Genomic DNA, 18,715 nt, shown 5'->3' with positions numbered 1-18,715 from the left:
CCGAGCCATGGTGCCGAGCGCCGAGCCGATGCCCGTTCCGGCGGGGTGGGGGAGTCCACGTGTCCAAGCCTGAGTCCGAGCCGCCCGTCCCGGGGCCGGCAGCGGAGGCGGAGACGGAGACGGTCGCGGCGACTGGGACGGAAACGTCGGCGGAGACGGCAGCGTCGACGCAGACGCCGGCGACCGGCCAGGACCCGCGGGTGGACTTCCGCAAGGACACCGCCGAGCCCGCGCAGCCCGTCCCGGCCGGAGCCGAGCCCGCGCAGCCCGTCCCGGCCGGAGCCGAGCCCGCCGAGTCCGGAGCCGAGCCCACCCCGGCCGGAGCCGAGCCCGCCCCGCCCGTCGACCCCTGGGCCGCACCCGACCTCTCCGCCGGTCCGCCCGCGACCCCGCCCACCGCCCCGGGGCCTACCCCGGCTCCGGCTCAGGCCCAGGCCCAGGCCCCGCAGGCCGTCCCGCCGTCGGTCGCCCCGCCCCAGCCGCCGCACCCGCTGCCCGCCGGCGGCTGGGCCTCCGTCACCCCCGCCGCCCAGTCCGGCTTCCAGCCGGGCAACCCGTACGCCCCGGCCCACGGCCCGGTCCCGGCCACCGCCCCCCTCCCCGGCTTCGCCCCCGGCCCCGGCCCCGCTCCCACCAACGGCTTCGCCGTCGGCTCCCTGGTCACCGGCCTGCTGCTGGTGGCCCCGGTGGCCCTGGTGTTCGGCATCCTCGCGCTGGTCCAGATCAACCGCCGCAAGGAGCGCGGCACCGGCATGGCGGTGACCGGCCTGGTGCTCGGCACGGTCGGCACGGTGCTGCTGGCCCTGATGTTCGGTGCGGCCGACTTCAGTTCGGCACGGGCCGGCCGCTACGGTCAGGCCCCGAAGGCGCCGGCCGGCTCGGTGTACTGGTCGGACCTCAAGACCGGCGACTGCTACGACTCCCCCGGGGACGGTTCGACGGTCGACGAGAACGGCGACGCGAAGGTGTACTGGGTGAACCGGGTGCCCTGCGCCAAGCCGCACCACGGCGAGGTGGCGGGCACCGCCGACCTCCCGGACAGCGCCGGCCCGTACCCGGGCGAGGGCGTGGTCCGCGAGATGTCGGTCCGGCTGTGCCGCAAGGTGCTGGACGACTACGCGCTCGACCAGTGGGCCGTCCCGGACGGCATGGACGACGTCTACCTCTACCCGACCGCGAAGAACTGGACAGCCGGCGCCCGGTACGTCACCTGCGCCTTCGAGGACGGCGAGGAACGGCACCAGGGGACGGTCCGCACCGACCGGAGCCACCTGACCGCGCCCCAGCTGGCCTACCTGGAGGCCGCCCGGAGCTTCAACGACGACTACCTGGACGAGCCGGAGCGGGACGTCTCCGACGCCGAGGCCGACTACCGGGCCTGGGCCCGCCGGGTGGCCTCCGCCTCCCGGACCCAGGCGGCGGTGCTGGGCCGGACGGGCGTGGCCTGGCCGCTCGACGTCCAGCCGATGATCGCCAAGCTGGCCGCGGCCAAGACCCAGGCGGCCGCCGCCTGGGACGCCGCGGCCTCCGGCACCGACCTGGCGGGCGACCTCCGCCGGGCCAGGGCGGCGGAGGCCAGGACGGCTCCGACGGTCCTGGAGATCCGCCGCGGGCTGGGCCTGTCGACCGGCGAGCAGGCGCCCGACCTGCGGGTCTGAGCGGCCGCGCACCCCGGTTACCGGGCGTTGACCTCGCCTGTACCTGCCGGTAACCCGCAGACCGTACGGTCGTGACCGCGTCCACGGCGCGTCCCCGGCCCGACCCCCACGCGAGCCGGGGACCGTCCCGCCATGGGACGGTCCCGGTACCCTCCCGCCATGGGCACCCACCGGGTCATGCGGCAGGACGACAACGGCAACCGCTTCGTGGTCGCCAAGGACCTCGACCCGGCCGAGGCCCGACGGCTGGCCGCCGAGTTCGAGGCCCGCGGCCACAAGCAGATGTACTGGGTCGAAGCGGACGGGCAGGCCCGGCCGGAAGCGGCGGACGGGACGGTCCGCAACGCCTGAACCCGTAGGGTCGGGGCCATGGACGCGACCCACGCCAGTCACCCCGCTCCCGACGGCTCCGACACCCCCGCCGCCCCCGCCGCGCCCCGGATCGTGGTCGGCGGCGCGCTGGTGCGCGGTGGCCGGGTGCTCGCCGCCCGGCGCAGCGCACCCGAGTCGGTGGCCGGCCGGTGGGAGTTCCCCGGCGGGAAGGCCGAGCCCGGCGAGACCGAGGCGCAGGCGCTGGAGCGGGAGCTGCTGGAGGAGCTCGGCGTCCGGGCGCGCGCGCTGACCCGGCTGCCGGGCGCGTGGGCCGTGCGCTCCGGCCTGGAGCTGCACTTCTGGGCCGCCGAATTGCTGGCCGGCGAGCCGCGCGCACTGGAGGACCACGACGCGCTGCGCTGGCTGGGCCCGGAGGAACTGGACGCGGTGGACTGGATCGACCACGACCGTGACGTGCTGCCGCACGTCGCACGGCTGCTCACGGGTGCTCCGGCGCAGGCCGTGGACGGCGTGTCGGCGGTCGGCGACGCGCCGTCCTCCGAGTAGGTCAATCGGACAATACGACCTAGGCGCCGGGATAGCCTGGTTGCTGCTGGGTATGTCACTTTTCGGCACTATTCGTCACCATCGGTGAGCCGTCCCCAGCCGGCGACGCCGATCCCGACCAGAGCCGGAGGCCCCGTCGGTGTCGAGTACCGGGAACGGCGGCGGGGGAGAGCGGCGGGCAGGCTCCGCGGGGAGCGCCGCCGCCCGCGCCCGACTGCGTCGCGCGGCCCGTCCTGCCGCCCCCCAGCCTCCGGCCGGCCGCCGTCGCGGCGGCACCGTCGAGGCCGCCGGCACCGCCGCCCCCACCACCGCGCGGCCCCACCAGCCGGCCCCGACCCTGGCGGTGGCCGAGCCGGCTCCCCGGCCCGGCGGCCTGCGCAGCCGTCCCGGACGGCCGTTCCCCGGCGGGCCCACCGACGCCCCGGGGGGCTCCGGCACGCCCGCCGAGGGCCTGCTGGACATGCTCAAGGTCGCCATCGCGATCCTGGACACCGCGGGCCGGGTGGTGCTCTGGAGCCCGGCCGCCGAGGAACTGCTCGGCTGGCCGAACGAGCTGCTGGTCGGCCGCCGGATCGACGAGCTGATCCCGGACCGGGAGCAGGTCGCCCGGATCCGGGCCGCGATCCAGTCCACCCTGCGGCACGGCCGCTGGGCCGGCCACGCCGAACTGCTCGACCGGGACGGCCTGGCCGTCGCCGTGGACGCCCGGGTCTCCCTCCTGGTGGACGGCGACGGCACCCCGTTCCTCCAGGTCAGCATGGCCGAGGCGACCGCCGTCCAGGCCGTCGAGCGGGATCTCGCGCTGCGCGACGCGCTGTTCGAACAGTCCCCGCTGGGCATCGCCATCATGGACACCGGCCTGCGCTACACCGCCGTCAACCGGACGCTCGCCGAGATGAACGGCGTCGCCCCGGACGACCACGTCGGCCGCACCACCGGCGAGACCCTTCCCGAGCGGGCGGCCGACGAGATCACCGCGATCCAGCGCCAGGTGCTGGCCACCGGCGAGCCGGTCGTCGACGTCACCCTGGCGTCCCCGGTCACCACCCGGGCCGGCTACCGCTCGATCTCCTACAGCCGGATGACCGACCGCTCCGGCCGGGTGCTCGGCATCTCCGGCACCGTGATGGACGTGACCGAGCGTTACCGGGCGGTCGCCAAGGTCGAGCACGCCCGGCGCCGGCTCTCGCTGCTCAACGAGTTCGGCTCCCGGGTCGGTGACCTGTTGGACGCCTCCCGGATCGCCCAGGAGCTGGCCGGCTCGGTCGTCCCCCGGCTGTCCGACCACTCGGCGGTGATCCTGCTCCAGGCCGTCGCGCACGGTGACGACCTGCCCCGGCACGGCCACGACCGGCGCACCTCGCTTCTCCAGCTCGGCACCGCCTCCGTCCAGGACGGCCCCGAGGTGGACGTGATGCTGCGCCGCGGCGCCCGGATCACCTTCGCCGGGGACTCCGCCTGCGGCCGGGTGCTGCGCACCGGCGTGCCCGAGCTGATCTCCGGCGCCGACCAGCTGGAAGACGTCACCCACCCCGGAGACCCGAAGACGCAGGCCGCCCGGGACCTCGGCGTGCACTCGATGCTGGTCGTGCCGCTGCGCGCCCGCGGCATCGTGATCGGCCTGCTGCTGGTCAGCCGGGCCGGCTACCGCGAGGGCTTCGACCGGGACGACCTGGCCTTCACCGTCGAGCTGGCCGACCGGGCCGGCAGCTCACTGGACAACGCCCGCCTCTACGCCCGCGAGCGCACCGCCGCGCTCACCCTCCAGCGCACCCTGCTCCCGCAGCAGGTCCCGCAGCCCACCGGCGTCGAGGTCGCCTACCGGTACGTGCCCGGCAGCAGCGGCACCGAGGTCGGCGGCGACTGGTTCGACGTCATCCCGCTGCCCGGCGACCGCACCGCGCTGGTCGTCGGCGACGTGATGGGCCACGGCCTGCGGGCCGCCGCCACGATGGGACGGCTGCGCACCGCCGTCCGGGTGCTGGCCGCCCTCGACCTGCCGCCGGACGTCCTGCTGCGGCACGTCCACGAGCTGGCCGACGACCTCGCCCAGGGCCCGGACGAGGCGCTGCTGGCCACCTGCGTCTACGCGGTGTTCGACCCGGCGACGGCCCGGCTCATCGTCGCCAAGGCCGGCCACATCCCGCCGGTGCTGGTGGTGCCGGGCGGGGTCGCCGCGGAGCCGACCCGCACCGGCGGCCCGCTGCCCGGCGGCGCCGGCCGCATCCTCGACCTGCCCTCCGGCGCCCCGCTCGGGGTGGGCGGAGTCCCGTTCGAGTCGGTCGAACTGAAGATCCCCGAGGGCAGCCTGCTGGCGCTGTGCACCGACGGCCTGGTGGAGTCCCGGGACAAGGACCTGGACGTCGGCCTCGGCCGGCTGGTCACCGTGCTCCAGGACCCGCACGCCTCCATCCAGGCCGCCTGCGAGGCGGTGCTGGACACCATGGAGCAGGGCCGGGAGCCGGACGACGTCGCCCTGCTGCTGGCCCGGCTCGGCCACGGCCAGGCCGGCACCCCGACGGCGGGCTGGACCCTCCCGGCCGAGCCCACCGCCGTCTCCCGGGCCCGCCGGCTGGTCCGCGCCACGCTCCTCGAGTGGGGCGTCGAGGAGCTCACCGACACCGCCGAGCTGCTGGTCAGCGAGCTGGTCACGAACGCCGTCCGGTACGCCAGCGCCCCCATCGGGGTGCGGCTGACGCTCGGTGAGACGCTGCTGGTCGAGATCTCCGACCCACTGCCCGACCCGCCCCGGGAGCGGCACGCGGCCGAGGCCGACGAGGGCGGACGCGGCATCGAACTGGTCCACCGGCTGGCACTGCGCTGGGGCGCCCGGGCCGAGGGCATCGGCAAGGTGGTCTGGTTCGAGCAGGCGCTGCCGGGTAGTGAGCCGGATGGGTCGTGATCGGAGCGAACAGCAGGGGAGCGGTGTCGAACATGTCATCGGGCGCTCGGGGGGAGCGTGCGCTCCGGAAGGGGGCGCGAGCGTGGCATTGTGGTTGCGCGGGCGGTAGGACAAAAACCTTCGCCCGATCTGATGTTGTGATGTTGAGGGCGTGTGAACGTACCCCTCGATGATGAATACTCGGTCTTCTCGACATCCGGACGGTCGCGGGTTGGAGGGGTCGGTCCGTTGAACAGCACTCCGGCGCGGAGCGCGTCGCCGAGCAGCAGCGGTCATGCCGTCGTGCCCGGACAGGCCGGGTCCGCGCACCTGCCCGTACGGGACGGCGCGGCCGCGGGCCGCGGCCACCGCCCCGCCGACCGGGACCGGTCCTGGGGCGCCAACGACCCCGGCTCGATCTACGACTACATCCGGGTCGCCACCTTCGCGATCGGCCCCGACGGGCGGATCAGCCAGTGGAGCGAGCGCGCCGCCGAGTTCTTCGGCATCCCGGCCGCCGAGGCCGTCGGAGCCGACCCGATCGCCACCTTCGTCCCCCGCGAGCTCTGGCAGCGCGGCCGCGCCCGGTTGGAGCGCACCCTGGCGGGCGAGGAGTGGGTCGGCACCACCCCGTACCGGGACGCCGACGGCGGCGAGGGCCTCGCCGAGCTCTACCTGATGCCCGACAGCTCGCTGCCCACCGCGGGCGCCACCTGCCTGGCCGTCGACCTCGGGCGGCTGCGCCGGATCGAGACCGACCTGGCCGCCTCCGAGGCCGTCTTCGGCCAGACGCCCACCGGCTTCGTGCTGTTCGACGACCGGCTGCGGCTGCAGCGGGTCAACGACGCCTTCGCCTCAGGGATGGGCCTGGTCCCCACCGACCTGGAGGGCCTCACCCCGCACGACCTCTTCCCGCCGTCCGAGGCCGACCGGCTCACCGCCGCCCTGCGCAAGGTCCTGGCCACCGGCGAGCCGGTCTTCGACCTGCGCTTCCACGGCGCCGTCCCGACCCGCGAGGGCAACCGGCTCTGGGCCGTCTCGCTGTACCGTCTGAACGGCTCCGCCGGGCAGACCATGGGCGTCGCCGGGCAGGTCTCCGACGTCACCAGCCGGCATGTCGCCGAGCGCGAGGCCGACGGCGTGCGCCGCAACCTGGCCCTGCTCAACGAGGCCAGCGCGCACATCGGCTCCACGCTCGACCTGGAGACCACCGCCAAGGAGCTGCTGGACGTCGTCGTCCCGCCGTTCTGCGACCTCGCCACCGTCGACCTGTACACCGCGCTGCTCTCCGGCGAGACCGTGCCCAGCGCGGGCCGGCTCGGCGACACCGTGCTCACCGACGGCAGCGGCGAACTGCGCCGGGTCGCCGTCTCCAGCGTGGTCGGCGGCGCCTCCTCGGTGCTCGGCTCGGTCACCGGCCTGCCGATCGCCGAGGCCGGCGGCACCCTCTGCTACCCGCGCCGCTCCCCGCACGCCCGAGCGCTGCGCACCGGCCGCAGCGTCGTCCCCGAGCCGGGGCGCGATCCGCTGCTGCGCTCCACCCTGATCGTCCCGCTGGTCGCCCGCGACCAGGTGCTCGGCCTCGTCCAGCTCTCCCGGGCGATCGGCAGCGAGCCCTTCGACGCCCGCGACGTCGCGATCGCCGAGGAACTGGTCGCCCGCGCCGCCGTCTGCATCGACAACGCCCGGCTCTACCGGCGCGAGCACGAGCGGGCGCTGATCCTCCAGCGCAGCCTGCTGCCCCCGGGCAACCCGGCCGCCAGCGGCCTGGAGATCGCCTGCCGCTACCTGCCCAGCAACAACAACACCGAGGTCGGCGGCGACTGGTTCGACGTCATTCCGCTGCCCGGCAACCGCACCGCGCTGGTCATCGGTGACGTGATGGGCCGCGGTCTGCGCGCCGCCGTCGCGATGGGCCAGCTGCGCACCGCCGTCCGCACCCTGGCGATGCTCGACCTCGACCCGGCCGAGGTGCTCACCGCGCTGGACGAGATCGCCCGCGGCCTCGGCGACGACTCGGTCCCGGCCGGCCCGCCCACCCCGTACGGGCGGCTCACCTCGACCGCCGACGAGGAGGCCCGCGAGGTCTACCTCGCGACCTGCGTCTACGCGGTCTACGACGCCGTCACCCGCCGCTGCATCTTCGCCAACGCCGGCCACCTGCCGCCCGTGCTGCTCAGCCCCGGCGAGGGCTCCCGGATGCTCGACGTGCCGCCCGGCCTGCCGCTCGGCGTCGGCGGCGAGCCCTTCGAGGAGGTCGAGCTGACCCTCCCGGACGGCGCCGTGCTCGCCCTCTACACCGACGGCCTGGTGGAGAGCCGCAAACACCAGCTGGACGAGGGCCTGCGGGCCTTCCGCTCCGCGCTCTCCGACCAGGGCAAGGGGCTGGAGGACCTCTGCGACCACGTGCTCGGCGAGCTCAACCCGCACCACGGCGAGGACGACATCGCCCTGCTGATGGCCAAGGTGCACGCCTTCCCCGACGACGCCGTCGGCAACTGGTTCCTGCCGCCCGAGCCCACCTCGGTGGCCAAGGCCCGGGAGCTGGCGTGCAGCTGGCTGCTCTCCCGGGGGCTGGACGAGCTGGTCGACACCACCGAGCTGCTGGTCAGCGAGCTGGTCACCAACGCGCTCAAGCACGGCCGGGGCGAGATCCGGCTGCGGCTGCTGCGCGAGCGCGGCCTGGTCTGCGAGGTCTGGGACGACGGCTACGCCCAGCCCCGGCAGCGGCGCGCCCAGGAGACCGACGAGGGCGGGCGCGGCCTGCAGCTGGTCAGCCTGCTGGCCGAGCGCTGGGGCAGCCGGCGCACGCCCAAGGGCAAGATCGTCTGGTTCGAGCTGGCGCTGTAGTCGTCGGAAACGGTGGGCCGGACGGGTGCAGTCGCCCGGCGGCCCGCCGTGTCGGCACGGTCCCAGGGCCCCGGGCGGCGTTCGATGGCCGCCATGCGCGTCCGCCAGCTCACCGCCGCAGCCGCCGCGCTGCTGCTCGCCGCCGGTCTCGGCGGCTGCTCCGACGACCCGGGGCCCGCCCAGACACCCGCCCCCGTGCCCGTCCCGGCCGATCCCACCGCCACCACCGGGGACGTCGGGCCCGCCGACCGCACCGCCGTCCGGGACGGCGGCACGCTGCGCTGGGCGGTGGACGACGTCCCGGCCACGCTGAACGTCTACCAGGGCTCGGCCAACGCCGACTCGGCGCTGCTCGCCCACGCCCTGTACCCCTCGCTGTTCCGGCCCGACGAGCACGGGCGGCTCGTCCCCGATCCGGACTACCTGGCCGGCGCCGAGTCCACCCCGCCCGGTCCGGGGCCGCAGGTGGTGACGTACCGGCTCAACCCGAACGCCGTCTGGAGCGACGGCACCCCGGTCTCGGCCGCCGACCTCGACGCCCAGTGGACCGCGCTGTCCGGCCTGGACCCGGCGTACGGGGGCCCGCGGGCGGTCGGGTACGACGCCATCGACTCGGTCACCCAGGGCGCCGACCCGTCCGAGGTGCGGGTGACCTTCCGGCGGCCGTACGCCGACTGGCGCTCGCTGTTCGGCCCGCTCTACCCGGCCGCCGAGACGGCCACCCCGGCCGCGTTCGGCCGACCGCTGACCGGCGGCGGGCCGAGCGCCGGGCCGTACACCGTGGCCCGGTACGACGCCGAGGACGGGACGGTCAGCATGGTGCGCAGTCCGCTCTGGTGGGGCGACCCGCCGAAGGCCGACCGGATCGACTTCCTCGCCGCGCCGCCCGAGCAGCGGCTGGACGCGCTGGACCAGGACCAGCTGGACATCGCCCCGCTCACCGCGGCGGTCGACCGGGCGGTGCCGGTCCCGACCGTCGGCGCCACCGCGGCCGGCGCCTCCCCCTCCGTCGCGCCGCCGCCCGCGGCCGCGCCCGAGGCGGCGGCACTGGCACTGCACCGGGCCGAGTCGTTGCCCGACGTCACCGTGCACCGGGCCGCCGCGGCCTCGCTCACCCAGCTCACCCTCAACGCCGCGCGCGGCCCGCTGACCGACCCGCTGGTGCGCCGCGCCCTCACCCGGGCCGTCGACCGGCAGCGGATCGCCGACGCCGCGCTCACCCCGCTCGGCCTGCCCGCCGCGCCGCTGGGCAGCCACCTGCTCGCGGGCGACCAGGAGGGCTACCGGGACAACAGCGGCGCGGCCGGTCCGGGGGACCCGGGCCGACTGCTGGACGAGGCGGGCTGGATGCGGCCCGGCGGCGGGGGCACCCGGACCAAGGACGGCAAGCCGCTCGCCCTCTCGATGCTCGTCCCGGCCGGTTCGGCGACCGCCAAGCGCGCCGCCGACGCGCTCACCGCCGGCCTCGCGGACGCCGGGATCGCGGTGCAGCAGGTGCCCGTGCCCGCCGACTCCTTCGTCGGGGAGCACCTGGCCGCCGGGGACTACGACCTCGCGCTGCTCACCTGGCCGGCCGGCCCCAGCCCGGCGATCGAACAGCGCCCCGCCTACGCCAAGCCCCGGCCCGACCCCGACGGGGTGCCCGAGCCGGGCGGCAACTTCGGCCGCAGCGGCACCGAGGAGATCGACCGACTGTTCGACCGGGCGGCCGCCGAGCCGGACCAGGCGGCCCGGCTGGACCTGCTCCAGGAGGCGGACGTACGGATCTGGGAGCTCGGGCACTCGGTGCCGCTCTACCAGCGGCCGGAGCTGGTCGGGGTCAGGACCGGGGTGGTCGGCGCGGGCGCGTACGGCTTCGGGTGGCCGCGATTCCAGGACGTGGGCTGGAGCGAACCGGAGACCGGGCGGGACTAGGGCGGGGCGGGCTGCCGCAGCTCCCGGGCGAAGCGGCGCGGGGAGTCGTCGGCGATCCGGGGCGCGGCCGGGCTCCGGGCCGTCGGATCACGAACGGAAGGCCGTCGGAGCACGGCCGGTCGGTGAACGGCGTGTGACCCGCCTGTGATCTTGATCCCGCCGGACCAGCTCGTTTCCGCCGACCTCCGCCCTTCCCCGTACGATAGGAGGAAGCCGCGGCATGGCCATGTGCCCGGCGGGTGGACCGGTAGTAGCAGGCGGAACGGGCGGCGGCGATCGACAGGGATCGCAAGTGCGCGTCACGCAGCCGGGCGCCGCAACCCACGATTCCGGGAGAATCCGCAAGGCATGCCCACGCGCAACGACATCCGTAACGTCGCCATCGTCGCCCACGTCGACCACGGCAAGACCACGCTGGTCGACGCCATGCTCAAGCAGGCCGGCGCCTTCGCGGCCCACCAGCAGCTCGATGACCGGATGATGGACTCCAACGACCTGGAGCGCGAGAAGGGCATCACCATTCTCGCGAAGAACACCGCGGTCAAGTACCACCCCAAGGACGGTGGTGCGCCGATCACCATCAACATCATCGACACCCCGGGCCACGCCGACTTCGGTGGCGAGGTCGAGCGCGGTTTGTCGATGGTGGACGCGGTCGTCCTGCTGGTCGACGCCTCCGAGGGTCCGCTGCCGCAGACCCGCTTCGTGCTGCGCAAGGCGCTCTCCCAGCGCCTGCCCGTCATCCTCTGCATCAACAAGACCGACCGTCCGGACTCCCGGATCGACGAGGTCATCAACGAGACCTACGACCTGTTCCTGGACCTGGACGCGGACGAGGAGCAGATCGAGTTCCCGATCGTCTACGCCTGCGCCCGTGACGGCGTCGCCTCGCTGACCAAGCCGGAGAACGGCACCGTTCCCGCGGACAGCACCAACCTGGAGCCGTTCTTCTCCACGCTGCTGGAGCACGTCCCGGCCCCGAGCTACGACGAGGAAGCCCCGCTCCAGGCCCACGTCACCAACCTGGACGCCGACAACTTCCTCGGCCGCATCGCGCTGCTCCGCGTCGAGCAGGGCGAGCTGCGCAAGGGCCAGACCGTGGCCTGGATCAAGCGTGACGGCTCGATCCAGAACGTCCGCATCTCCGAGCTGCTGATGACCGAGGCGCTCACCCGCAAGCCGGCCGAGGTGGCGGGCCCCGGTGACATCTGCGCCGTCGCCGGCATCTCCGACATCATGATCGGCGAGACCCTGGCCGACCCGGAGAACCCGATCGCGCTGCCGCTGATCACGGTGGACGAGCCGGCCATCTCGATGACCATCGGCACCAACACCTCCCCGCTGGTCGGCCGTGGCGGCAGCGGCAAGGGCGCCGACGCCAAGTCCGGCGTCAAGGTGGACCGCAAGGTCACCGCCCGCCAGGTGAAGGACCGCCTGGACCGCGAGCTGATCGGTAACGTCTCGCTGCGCGTGCTGGACACCGAGCGTCCGGACGCCTGGGAGGTGCAGGGCCGCGGTGAGCTGGCGCTGGCCATCCTGATCGAGACCATGCGCCGCGAGGGCTTCGAGCTGACCGTCGGCAAGCCGCAGGTGGTCACCAAGGAGGTCAACGGCAAGACCCACGAGCCGGTCGAGCGCCTCACCGTGGACGTGCCCGAGGAGCACATGGGTGCCGTCACCCAGCTCATGGGCGTCCGCAAGGGCCGGATGGACAACATGTCCAACCACGGCTCGGGCTGGGTCCGGATGGAGTTCGTCGTCCCGTCCCGCGGCCTGATCGGCTTCCGGACCGAGTTCCTCACCAACACCCGCGGCACCGGCATCGCCCACTCGATCCACGAGGGCCACGAGCCGTGGTTCGGCCAGCTGACCACCCGCAACAACGGCTCCCTGGTCGCCGACCGGGCCGGCGTGGTGACCGCCTTCGCGATGACCAACCTCCAGGAGCGCGGCGTGCTCTTCTGCGAGCCGGGCACCGAGGTGTACGAGGGCATGATCGTCGGTGAGAACTCGCGTTCCGACGACATGGACGTGAACATCACCAAGGAGAAGAAGCTCACCAACATGCGGTCCTCGACCGCCGACGTGGCCGAGTCGATCGTCCCGCCGCGCAAGCTCTCGCTGGAGCAGTCGCTGGAGTTCTGCCGCGAGGACGAGTGCATCGAGGTGACCCCGGAGACGGTTCGCATCCGTAAGGTCGTTCTGGACCAGAAGGACCGCGGTCGCACCGCCTCGCGCGCCAAGAAGGCGTGATCCGGACGCACTGAACGGCCATTGGCCGAAATGATTCGCCCCCCTTTCCCATGGAGAGGGGGGCGAACTTTTTCAACTACTCCAAGTTGTCGGGTCCGCTATTCACGGAATAGCGCTCATCACACCAGAGTGTCCGCTGAGCGGACGTGACAGTTCGTCATCCGTGACGACTGTCCGTTTGGTGCCTGTCTGGCTATGTCTCAAATGTCCGGTTTTCGAAACTTACCGACTGTTCATGTGACCTAATTGAGATCGTCACTGGTCACTTTCGTGTCCGTGCGTGACGGATAGTGGGTGCAGTCAGGCTCGGGTCAAGGGTGAACGCGCAGGGGTGCGCGCCGAAACCACGAGCGCGGACGGCACAGCGGGCCCGGTGACCACCGTTCCGCGATGCCTTCCTCGTTGCAACGTCGAATTCAGGAGGCACACCGATGCGCGGTGCGAGCCAGGCCAAGTGGGTTGTCGCAGCTGTTGCTGTCGCCCTCGCTGCGACTGCGTGCAGCAGCAGCGACTCCTCCGGGGGTAGCTCCGAGGGCGGTGCGGTCAACGCCGCCGCCAGCTTCAGCTACCAGAGCGGTGAGCCGCAGCGTCCGCTCCAGCCGGCCAACGCCAATGAGAACATCGGCGGCCGTATCGTCAAGGTGCTCTTCAAGGGCCTGGTCGACTACGACCCCGCGACCGGTGCGCTGCGCAACCAGGTGGCCGACAAGATCGAGACCACCGACGCCAAGAACTACACCGTCACGCTGAAGTCCGGCTGGACCTTCCACGACGGCACCCCGGTCACCGCCGCGTCCTTCGTCAAGGCCTGGAACTGGTCGGCCAACACGAAGAACAACCAGATCAACTCGTCCTGGTTCTCCGACATCGTCGGCTACGACGCCGTCCACCCGGAGAAGGGCGACCCGACCGCGACCGAGATGTCCGGTCTGAAGATCGTCGACGACACCCACTTCACCATCGAACTGACCAGCCCCGTCTCGTACTTCACGTACAAGCTCGGCTACACGGCCTTCTCCCCGCTGCCCGAGGGCTTCTTCGCCGACCCGGCCGGCTTCGGCCAGAAGCCGGTCGGCAACGGCCCCTACAAGTTCGTCTCGTGGGAGCACAACAAGGCCGTCACCGTCCAGGCCTACGACAAGTACACCGGCTCGGACAAGCCGAAGAACGGCGGCATCGTCTTCCGGAACTACAGCGCCGGTGAGGCCGCGTACAAGGACCTGATGTCCGACACCCTGGACGTCCTGGACCAGGTCGACTCGACCGACCTCCCGAAGTACAAGGACGACCTGGGCAAGCGCGCCGTCGACCAGGCTCAGGGCGCCATCCAGAACGTCGGCTTCGCGCTGTACCAGGGCGACTGGAACGCCCCGGGCAAGGAGAAGGTCCGTCAGGGCATCTCCATGGCGATCGACCGCGACACCATCACCAAGACCGTGCTGAACGGCAACCGCATCCCCGCCGACTCGTGGGTCGCCCCGGGCGTCATGGGCTACAAGGCCGACACCTGCGGTGAGTTCTGCAAGTTCAACCCGGAGAAGGCCAAGCAGCTCATCGCCGAGGGCGGCGGCGTCCCCGGCGGCAAGGTCACCATCCTGTACAACGCCGACGGCAGCCACAAGGAGTGGGTGGACGCGGTCTGCAACTCCATCCGCCAGTCGACCGGCGTGGACTGCACCGGTGACCCGAAGCCGGACTTCAAGACCGTGCGTGACGTCGTCACCAACAAGCAGGTCCAGAGCATGATGCGTACCGGCTGGGTGCAGGACTACCCGCTGAACGCCAACTTCCTGCGTGACGTCTACGGCACCGGCGCCTCGTCGAACGACAACCAGTACTCCAGCCCGGAGTTCGACCGCCTGGCCAAGGAGGCGGACGCCGCCACCTCGGTCGAGAAGACCGCCGAGCTGTACCAGCAGGCCGAGGCCCAGCTGGCCAAGGACATGCCGTCCATCCCGCTCTGGTACTACAAGACCAGCTCCGGCTACTCCAAGAACGTCCAGAACGTGAAGTTTGACTCCTTCGGCGACCCGGTCTTCACCGACGTCGAGGTCAAGAAGAAGTAATCGGTCGGCACCGCCTGACCCGGTGACAACGGCCGGTGCCCGTCCATCCCCACAAGGGCGAGGACTGGCACCGGCCGTTGGCACGCCGACTTATCTCTTGCCGGGTTGACGGGCCCGGCAGAGCCATACATGGAGGCACGATGGGGCGCTTTGTCGCGAGGCGACTGCTCCAGATGATCCCGGTCTTCTTCGGAACGACCTTGCTCATCTTTGTCATGGTGCACGCGCTGCCGGGGGACCCGGTGGCCGCGATGTGGGGCGACAAGGCGCCGGACCCGGCCCAGGTTGCCGCCCTGAGGCACCAAATGGGTTTCGACAAGCCGATGTTGCAGCAGTACTTCCACTACATGGGAGGCCTGCTCACCGGTGACTTCGGGACCACCCTGGCCAACCGGCCGGTGCTCGACGTGATCACCGAGGCGCTTCCGGTCACGGTCCGGCTGGCGCTGTTCGCGTTCGTCATCGAGATCGTGCTGGGCATCGGCATCGGCCTGTTCGCCGGCCTGCGCCGCGGCAAGGCGTTCGACAAGGGCGCCCTGATCTTCACCCTGCTGCTGATCTCGATCCCGATCCCGGTGCTCGGCTTCATCTTCCAGACGATCTTCGCGGACAACCTGAAGTGGGTCACCCCGACGGTCCAGGACTCCAACGACATCACCCAGCTGGTGCTGCCGGCCGTCGTGCTCGGCTCGGTGTCGCTGGCCTTCGTGGCGCGTCTCACCCGCACCTCCATAGCCGAGAACATCAAGGCCGACTACGTCCGCACCGCGGTGGCCAAGGGCCTGCCGCGGCGCAAGGTGATCGGCACCCACCTGCTGCGTAACTCGCTGATCCCGGTGGTCACCTTCCTCGGCACCGACCTGGGCGCCCTGATGGGCGGCGCGATCGTCACCGAAGGCATCTTCAACGTCAAGGGTGTCGGCAACGCGCTCTTCCACGCGATCAACCTGAAGGAGGGCACGACGGTCTCCGGCTTCGTCGCCTTCCTGGTGATCGTGTACCTGGTTGCTGGCCTGATCGTCGACCTGCTTTACGCGGTCCTGGACCCGAGGATCCGTTATGCCTGACCTGACCGAGAAGAAGACGGCCGAGGAGACTCCGGCCCCGGCCGCCGCAGTCGCGGTCGCCAAGCCGGAGAAGGCGCGCAGCCTCGGCTCCGACGCCTGGCACGACCTGCGCCGCAAGCCGATCTTCGTGATCTCCGCGCTGCTCATCCTGCTGCTGATCGTCATCGCGATCGCGCCGGGCCTGTTCACCTCGGTGGACCCGCGGGCCGGCGACCTGCGCAACCACTACCTGTCGAAGCCGAACTACAGTCACTTCTTCCAGCCCGACTGGTTCGGCTACGACCTCCAGGGCCGCAGCATCTACGCCCGCGTCATCTACGGCGCCCGCGCCTCGGTCGTGGTCGGCATCTGCGTCACCCTCGGCGTGACCATCATCGGCGGCATCGCCGGTATGCTCGCCGGTTACTTCGGCGGCTGGATCGACACGATCATCTCCCGCGTCACCGACATCTTCTTCGGCATCCCGCTGCTGCTCGGCTCGCTGGTGGTCCTGAACGCCTTCACCTCGCGCACCGTGTGGAGCGTGGTCTTCGCGCTGGTCGCCCTGGGCTGGACCCAGATGACCCGTGTCATGCGCGGCTCGGTGATCACGGTCAAGCAGGCCGACTTCGTGACGGCGGCCAAGGCGCTCGGCGCCGGCACCACCCGGATCATGTTCAAGCACATCCTGCCGAACGCGATCGCCCCGGTGATCGTGGTCGCGACCATCGCCCTCGGCGGCTACATCGCCACCGAGGCGACGCTGAGCTTCCTCGGCATCGGTCTGCAGGACCCGACCATCTCCTGGGGCATCGACATCAACTCGGCCCAGAAGGTGATCCGTACGGCGCCGTTCGCCCTGTTCTTCCCGGCCGGAATGCTGAGCCTCACCGTGCTGGCGTTCATCATGCTTGGCGACGCGGTGCGCGACGCCCTCGACCCGAAGCTCCGCTGAGAGAAGAGGTGACGACCCGATGACCACCGTGATCGAGAACAACCAGAAGAACGATCGTCTCGAAGTTGGCACCCCTCTCCTGGAGGTGAAGGACCTCCACGTGGAGTTCCACACCCGGGACGGGATCGCCAAGGCCGTGAACGGCGTCAACTACTCCGTCGCGGCCGGCGAGACGCTCGCCGTGCTCGGCGAGTCCGGCTCCGGCAAGTCCGTGACGGCGCAGACCATCATGGGCATCCTGGACATGCCCCCGGGCAAGGTGACGCAGGGCGAGATCCTGTACCGGGGCAAGGACATGCTCAAGATGAGCAACGAGGAGCGGCGGCAGGTCCGCGGCCGGAAGATCGCGATGATCTTCCAGGACGCGCTGTCCGCGCTGAACCCGGTGCTCAGCGTCGGCTACCAGCTCGGCGAGATGTTCCGCGTGCACCAGGGCGCCTCCAAGAAGGAGGCGAAGGAGAAGGCCATCGAGCTGATGGACCGGGTGCGCATCCCCGCCGCCCGGCAGCGGGTGGACGACTACCCGCACCAGTTCTCCGGCGGCATGCGCCAGCGGATCATGATCGCGATGGCGCTGGCCCTGGAGCCGGACCTGATCATCGCGGACGAGCCCACCACCGCCCTGGACGTGACCGTCCAGGCCCAGGTGATGGACCTCCTCGCGGAGCTGCAGGCCGAGTACAACATGGGCCTGATCCTGATCACCCACGACCTCGGCGTGGTCGCCGACGTCGCGGACAAGATCGCCGTGATGTACGCGGGCCGGATCGTGGAGACCGCCCCGGTGCACGACCTGTACGCGAACCCCGCGCACCCGTACACCAAGGGCCTGCTCCGCTCCATCCCGCGCCTGGACCAGAAGGGCCAGGAGCTGTACGCGATCAAGGGCCTGCCCCCGAACCTGCTGAAGGTTCCGACCGGCTGCGCGTTCAACCCCCGCTGCGACGTCGCCACCGACCTGTGCCGCACCGAGATCCCGGCGCTGCACCACGTGACGGACAAGGACGGCAAGGAGCTCGCCGGCCGCCGCAGCGCGTGCCACCTCTGGAAGGAGACCCTCCATGGCTGAGAACATCCTGGAGGTCAAGGACCTGCACAAGCACTACCCGCTGACCCAGGGCATCCTCTTCAAGAAGCAGGTCGGTGCGGTCAAGGCGGTCGACGGCATCTCCTTCGAGCTGAAGAAGGGCGAGACCCTCGGCATCGTCGGCGAGTCCGGCTGTGGCAAGTCCACGCTGGCCAAGGTGCTGATGAACCTGGAGCGGGCCACCTCCGGTCAGGTGCTGTTCAAGGGTGAGGACATCTCCCGGCTGTCCGGCGCGGCGCTCAAGTCCGTCCGCCGCAACATCCAGATGGTGTTCCAGGACCCGTACACCTCGCTCAACCCGCGCATGACGGTCGGCGACATCATCGGCGAGCCGTTCGAGATCCACCCCGAGGTGGCGCCCAAGGGCGACCGCCGCAAGGCCGTCCAGGACCTGCTGGACGTCGTGGGTCTGAACCCGGAGTACATCAACCGGTACCCGCACCAGTTCTCCGGCGGTCAGCGCCAGCGCATCGGCATCGCCCGCGGCCTCGCGCTCAAGCCCGAGATCATCATCTGCGACGAGCCGGTCTCCGCCCTGGACGTGTCCGTCCAGGCGCAGGTGATCAACCTGCTGGAGCAGCTGCAGGGCGAGTTCGGCCTCTCCTACATGTTCATCGCGCACGACCTCTCCATCGTCCGGCACATCTCCGACCGCGTCGGCGTGATGTACCTGGGCAAGATGGTCGAGATCGGCTCGGACGAGGAGATCTACGAGAACGCCACCCACCCGTACACCCAGGCGCTGCTCTCCGCGGTGCCGGTGCCGGACCCGACGGCGCGCGAGTCCCGCGAGCGGATCATCCTCAGCGGTGACATCCCCTCGCCGGCCAACCCGCCGTCCGGCTGCCGCTTCCGCACCCGCTGCTGGAAGGCGGAGGAGAAGTGCTCCGAGGAGATCCCGCTGCTCGCGGTCCCCTCGCTGCTGAAGGGCCCGGCCGCGCACGAGTCGGCCTGCCACTTCCCCGAGGTCCGGGAGCAGGCCGCAGCGGCCTGATCCCGCGGTGGTTCCAGGAAGGGCCCGTGGCGTTCGCGCCGCGGGCCCTTCCGGCGTTCCGGCGCCGCGTCAACTCGACGGGAGGTCACCGCACCCGTCCGGGTGTTCCTGACTCGCGCCGTCGCCGGGGCG

At 71.9% G+C, this 18,715-nt stretch carries 12 protein-coding genes; all 12 read left to right on the top strand.

Translation table 11 applies throughout. The annotated features are described in order from the left end of the window. Positions 1-200 precede the first annotated feature (200 nt). Positions 201-1,658: a DUF4190 domain-containing protein gene (locus ACIQ87_RS05125; protein WP_402401660.1), complete on the top strand. Its 1,458-nt coding sequence runs from the start codon at positions 201-203 to the stop codon at positions 1,656-1,658. A gap of 159 nt (positions 1,659-1,817) precedes the next feature. Continuing rightward, positions 1,818-2,009: an SPOR domain-containing protein gene (locus ACIQ87_RS05120; RefSeq protein ID WP_402401658.1), complete on the top strand. Its 192-nt coding sequence runs from the start codon at positions 1,818-1,820 to the stop codon at positions 2,007-2,009. Between the two features lie 18 nt (positions 2,010-2,027). After that, entirely contained in the window at positions 2,028-2,537 is a 510-nt protein-coding gene (locus tag ACIQ87_RS05115) for an NUDIX domain-containing protein (RefSeq protein ID WP_402401656.1), read from the top strand. Positions 2,538-2,676: 139 nt separating this feature from the next. Then, positions 2,677-5,439 carry a SpoIIE family protein phosphatase gene (locus tag ACIQ87_RS05110; RefSeq protein WP_402401653.1) on the top strand — a complete coding sequence of 921 codons (2,763 nt, stop codon included), beginning with the start codon at positions 2,677-2,679 and terminating at the stop codon, positions 5,437-5,439. Positions 5,440-5,667: 228 nt separating this feature from the next. Next, the gene (locus ACIQ87_RS05105) at positions 5,668-8,268 is read left to right on the top strand and encodes a SpoIIE family protein phosphatase (protein WP_402401650.1); all 2,601 of its coding nucleotides are present in this window, start codon (positions 5,668-5,670) and stop codon (positions 8,266-8,268) included. 93 nt (positions 8,269-8,361) lie between these two features. Next, a complete protein-coding gene (locus ACIQ87_RS05100; protein WP_402401648.1) occupies positions 8,362-10,182 on the top strand; it encodes an ABC transporter family substrate-binding protein in 1,821 nt (606 codons plus the stop codon). 348 nt (positions 10,183-10,530) lie between these two features. Beyond that, positions 10,531-12,435, top strand: a complete 1,905-nt coding sequence (typA, locus tag ACIQ87_RS05095) for a translational GTPase TypA (protein WP_402401645.1) — start codon at positions 10,531-10,533, stop codon at positions 12,433-12,435. A gap of 431 nt (positions 12,436-12,866) precedes the next feature. After that, positions 12,867-14,501: an ABC transporter substrate-binding protein gene (locus ACIQ87_RS05090; protein ID WP_402401642.1), complete on the top strand. Its 1,635-nt coding sequence runs from the start codon at positions 12,867-12,869 to the stop codon at positions 14,499-14,501. Between the two features lie 140 nt (positions 14,502-14,641). Next, positions 14,642-15,568 (top strand): ABC transporter permease, encoded by a 927-nt coding sequence (locus ACIQ87_RS05085; RefSeq protein WP_402401639.1) that lies wholly within the window; start codon positions 14,642-14,644, stop codon positions 15,566-15,568. Continuing rightward, positions 15,561-16,502, top strand: a complete 942-nt coding sequence (locus tag ACIQ87_RS05080; protein WP_402401636.1) for an ABC transporter permease — start codon at positions 15,561-15,563, stop codon at positions 16,500-16,502. The genes ACIQ87_RS05085 and ACIQ87_RS05080 overlap by 8 nt, the downstream gene beginning before the upstream one ends. Before the next feature lie 19 nt (positions 16,503-16,521). After that, positions 16,522-17,571: an ABC transporter ATP-binding protein gene (locus tag ACIQ87_RS05075; protein WP_402401633.1), complete on the top strand. Its 1,050-nt coding sequence runs from the start codon at positions 16,522-16,524 to the stop codon at positions 17,569-17,571. Next, positions 17,564-18,583 (top strand): ABC transporter ATP-binding protein, encoded by a 1,020-nt coding sequence (locus tag ACIQ87_RS05070; RefSeq protein WP_392873649.1) that lies wholly within the window; start codon positions 17,564-17,566, stop codon positions 18,581-18,583. Before ACIQ87_RS05075 ends, ACIQ87_RS05070 begins: the two co-directional genes overlap by 8 nt. Positions 18,584-18,715 lie beyond the last annotated feature (132 nt).

Origin of the sequence: Kitasatospora sp. NPDC096204 (assembly GCF_044763205.1) — a bacterium.
Lineage (GTDB): Bacteria > Actinomycetota > Actinomycetes > Streptomycetales > Streptomycetaceae > Kitasatospora.
Note: the sequence above shows the minus strand (reverse complement) of the source record. Positions and strands in the feature narration are given on the sequence as shown.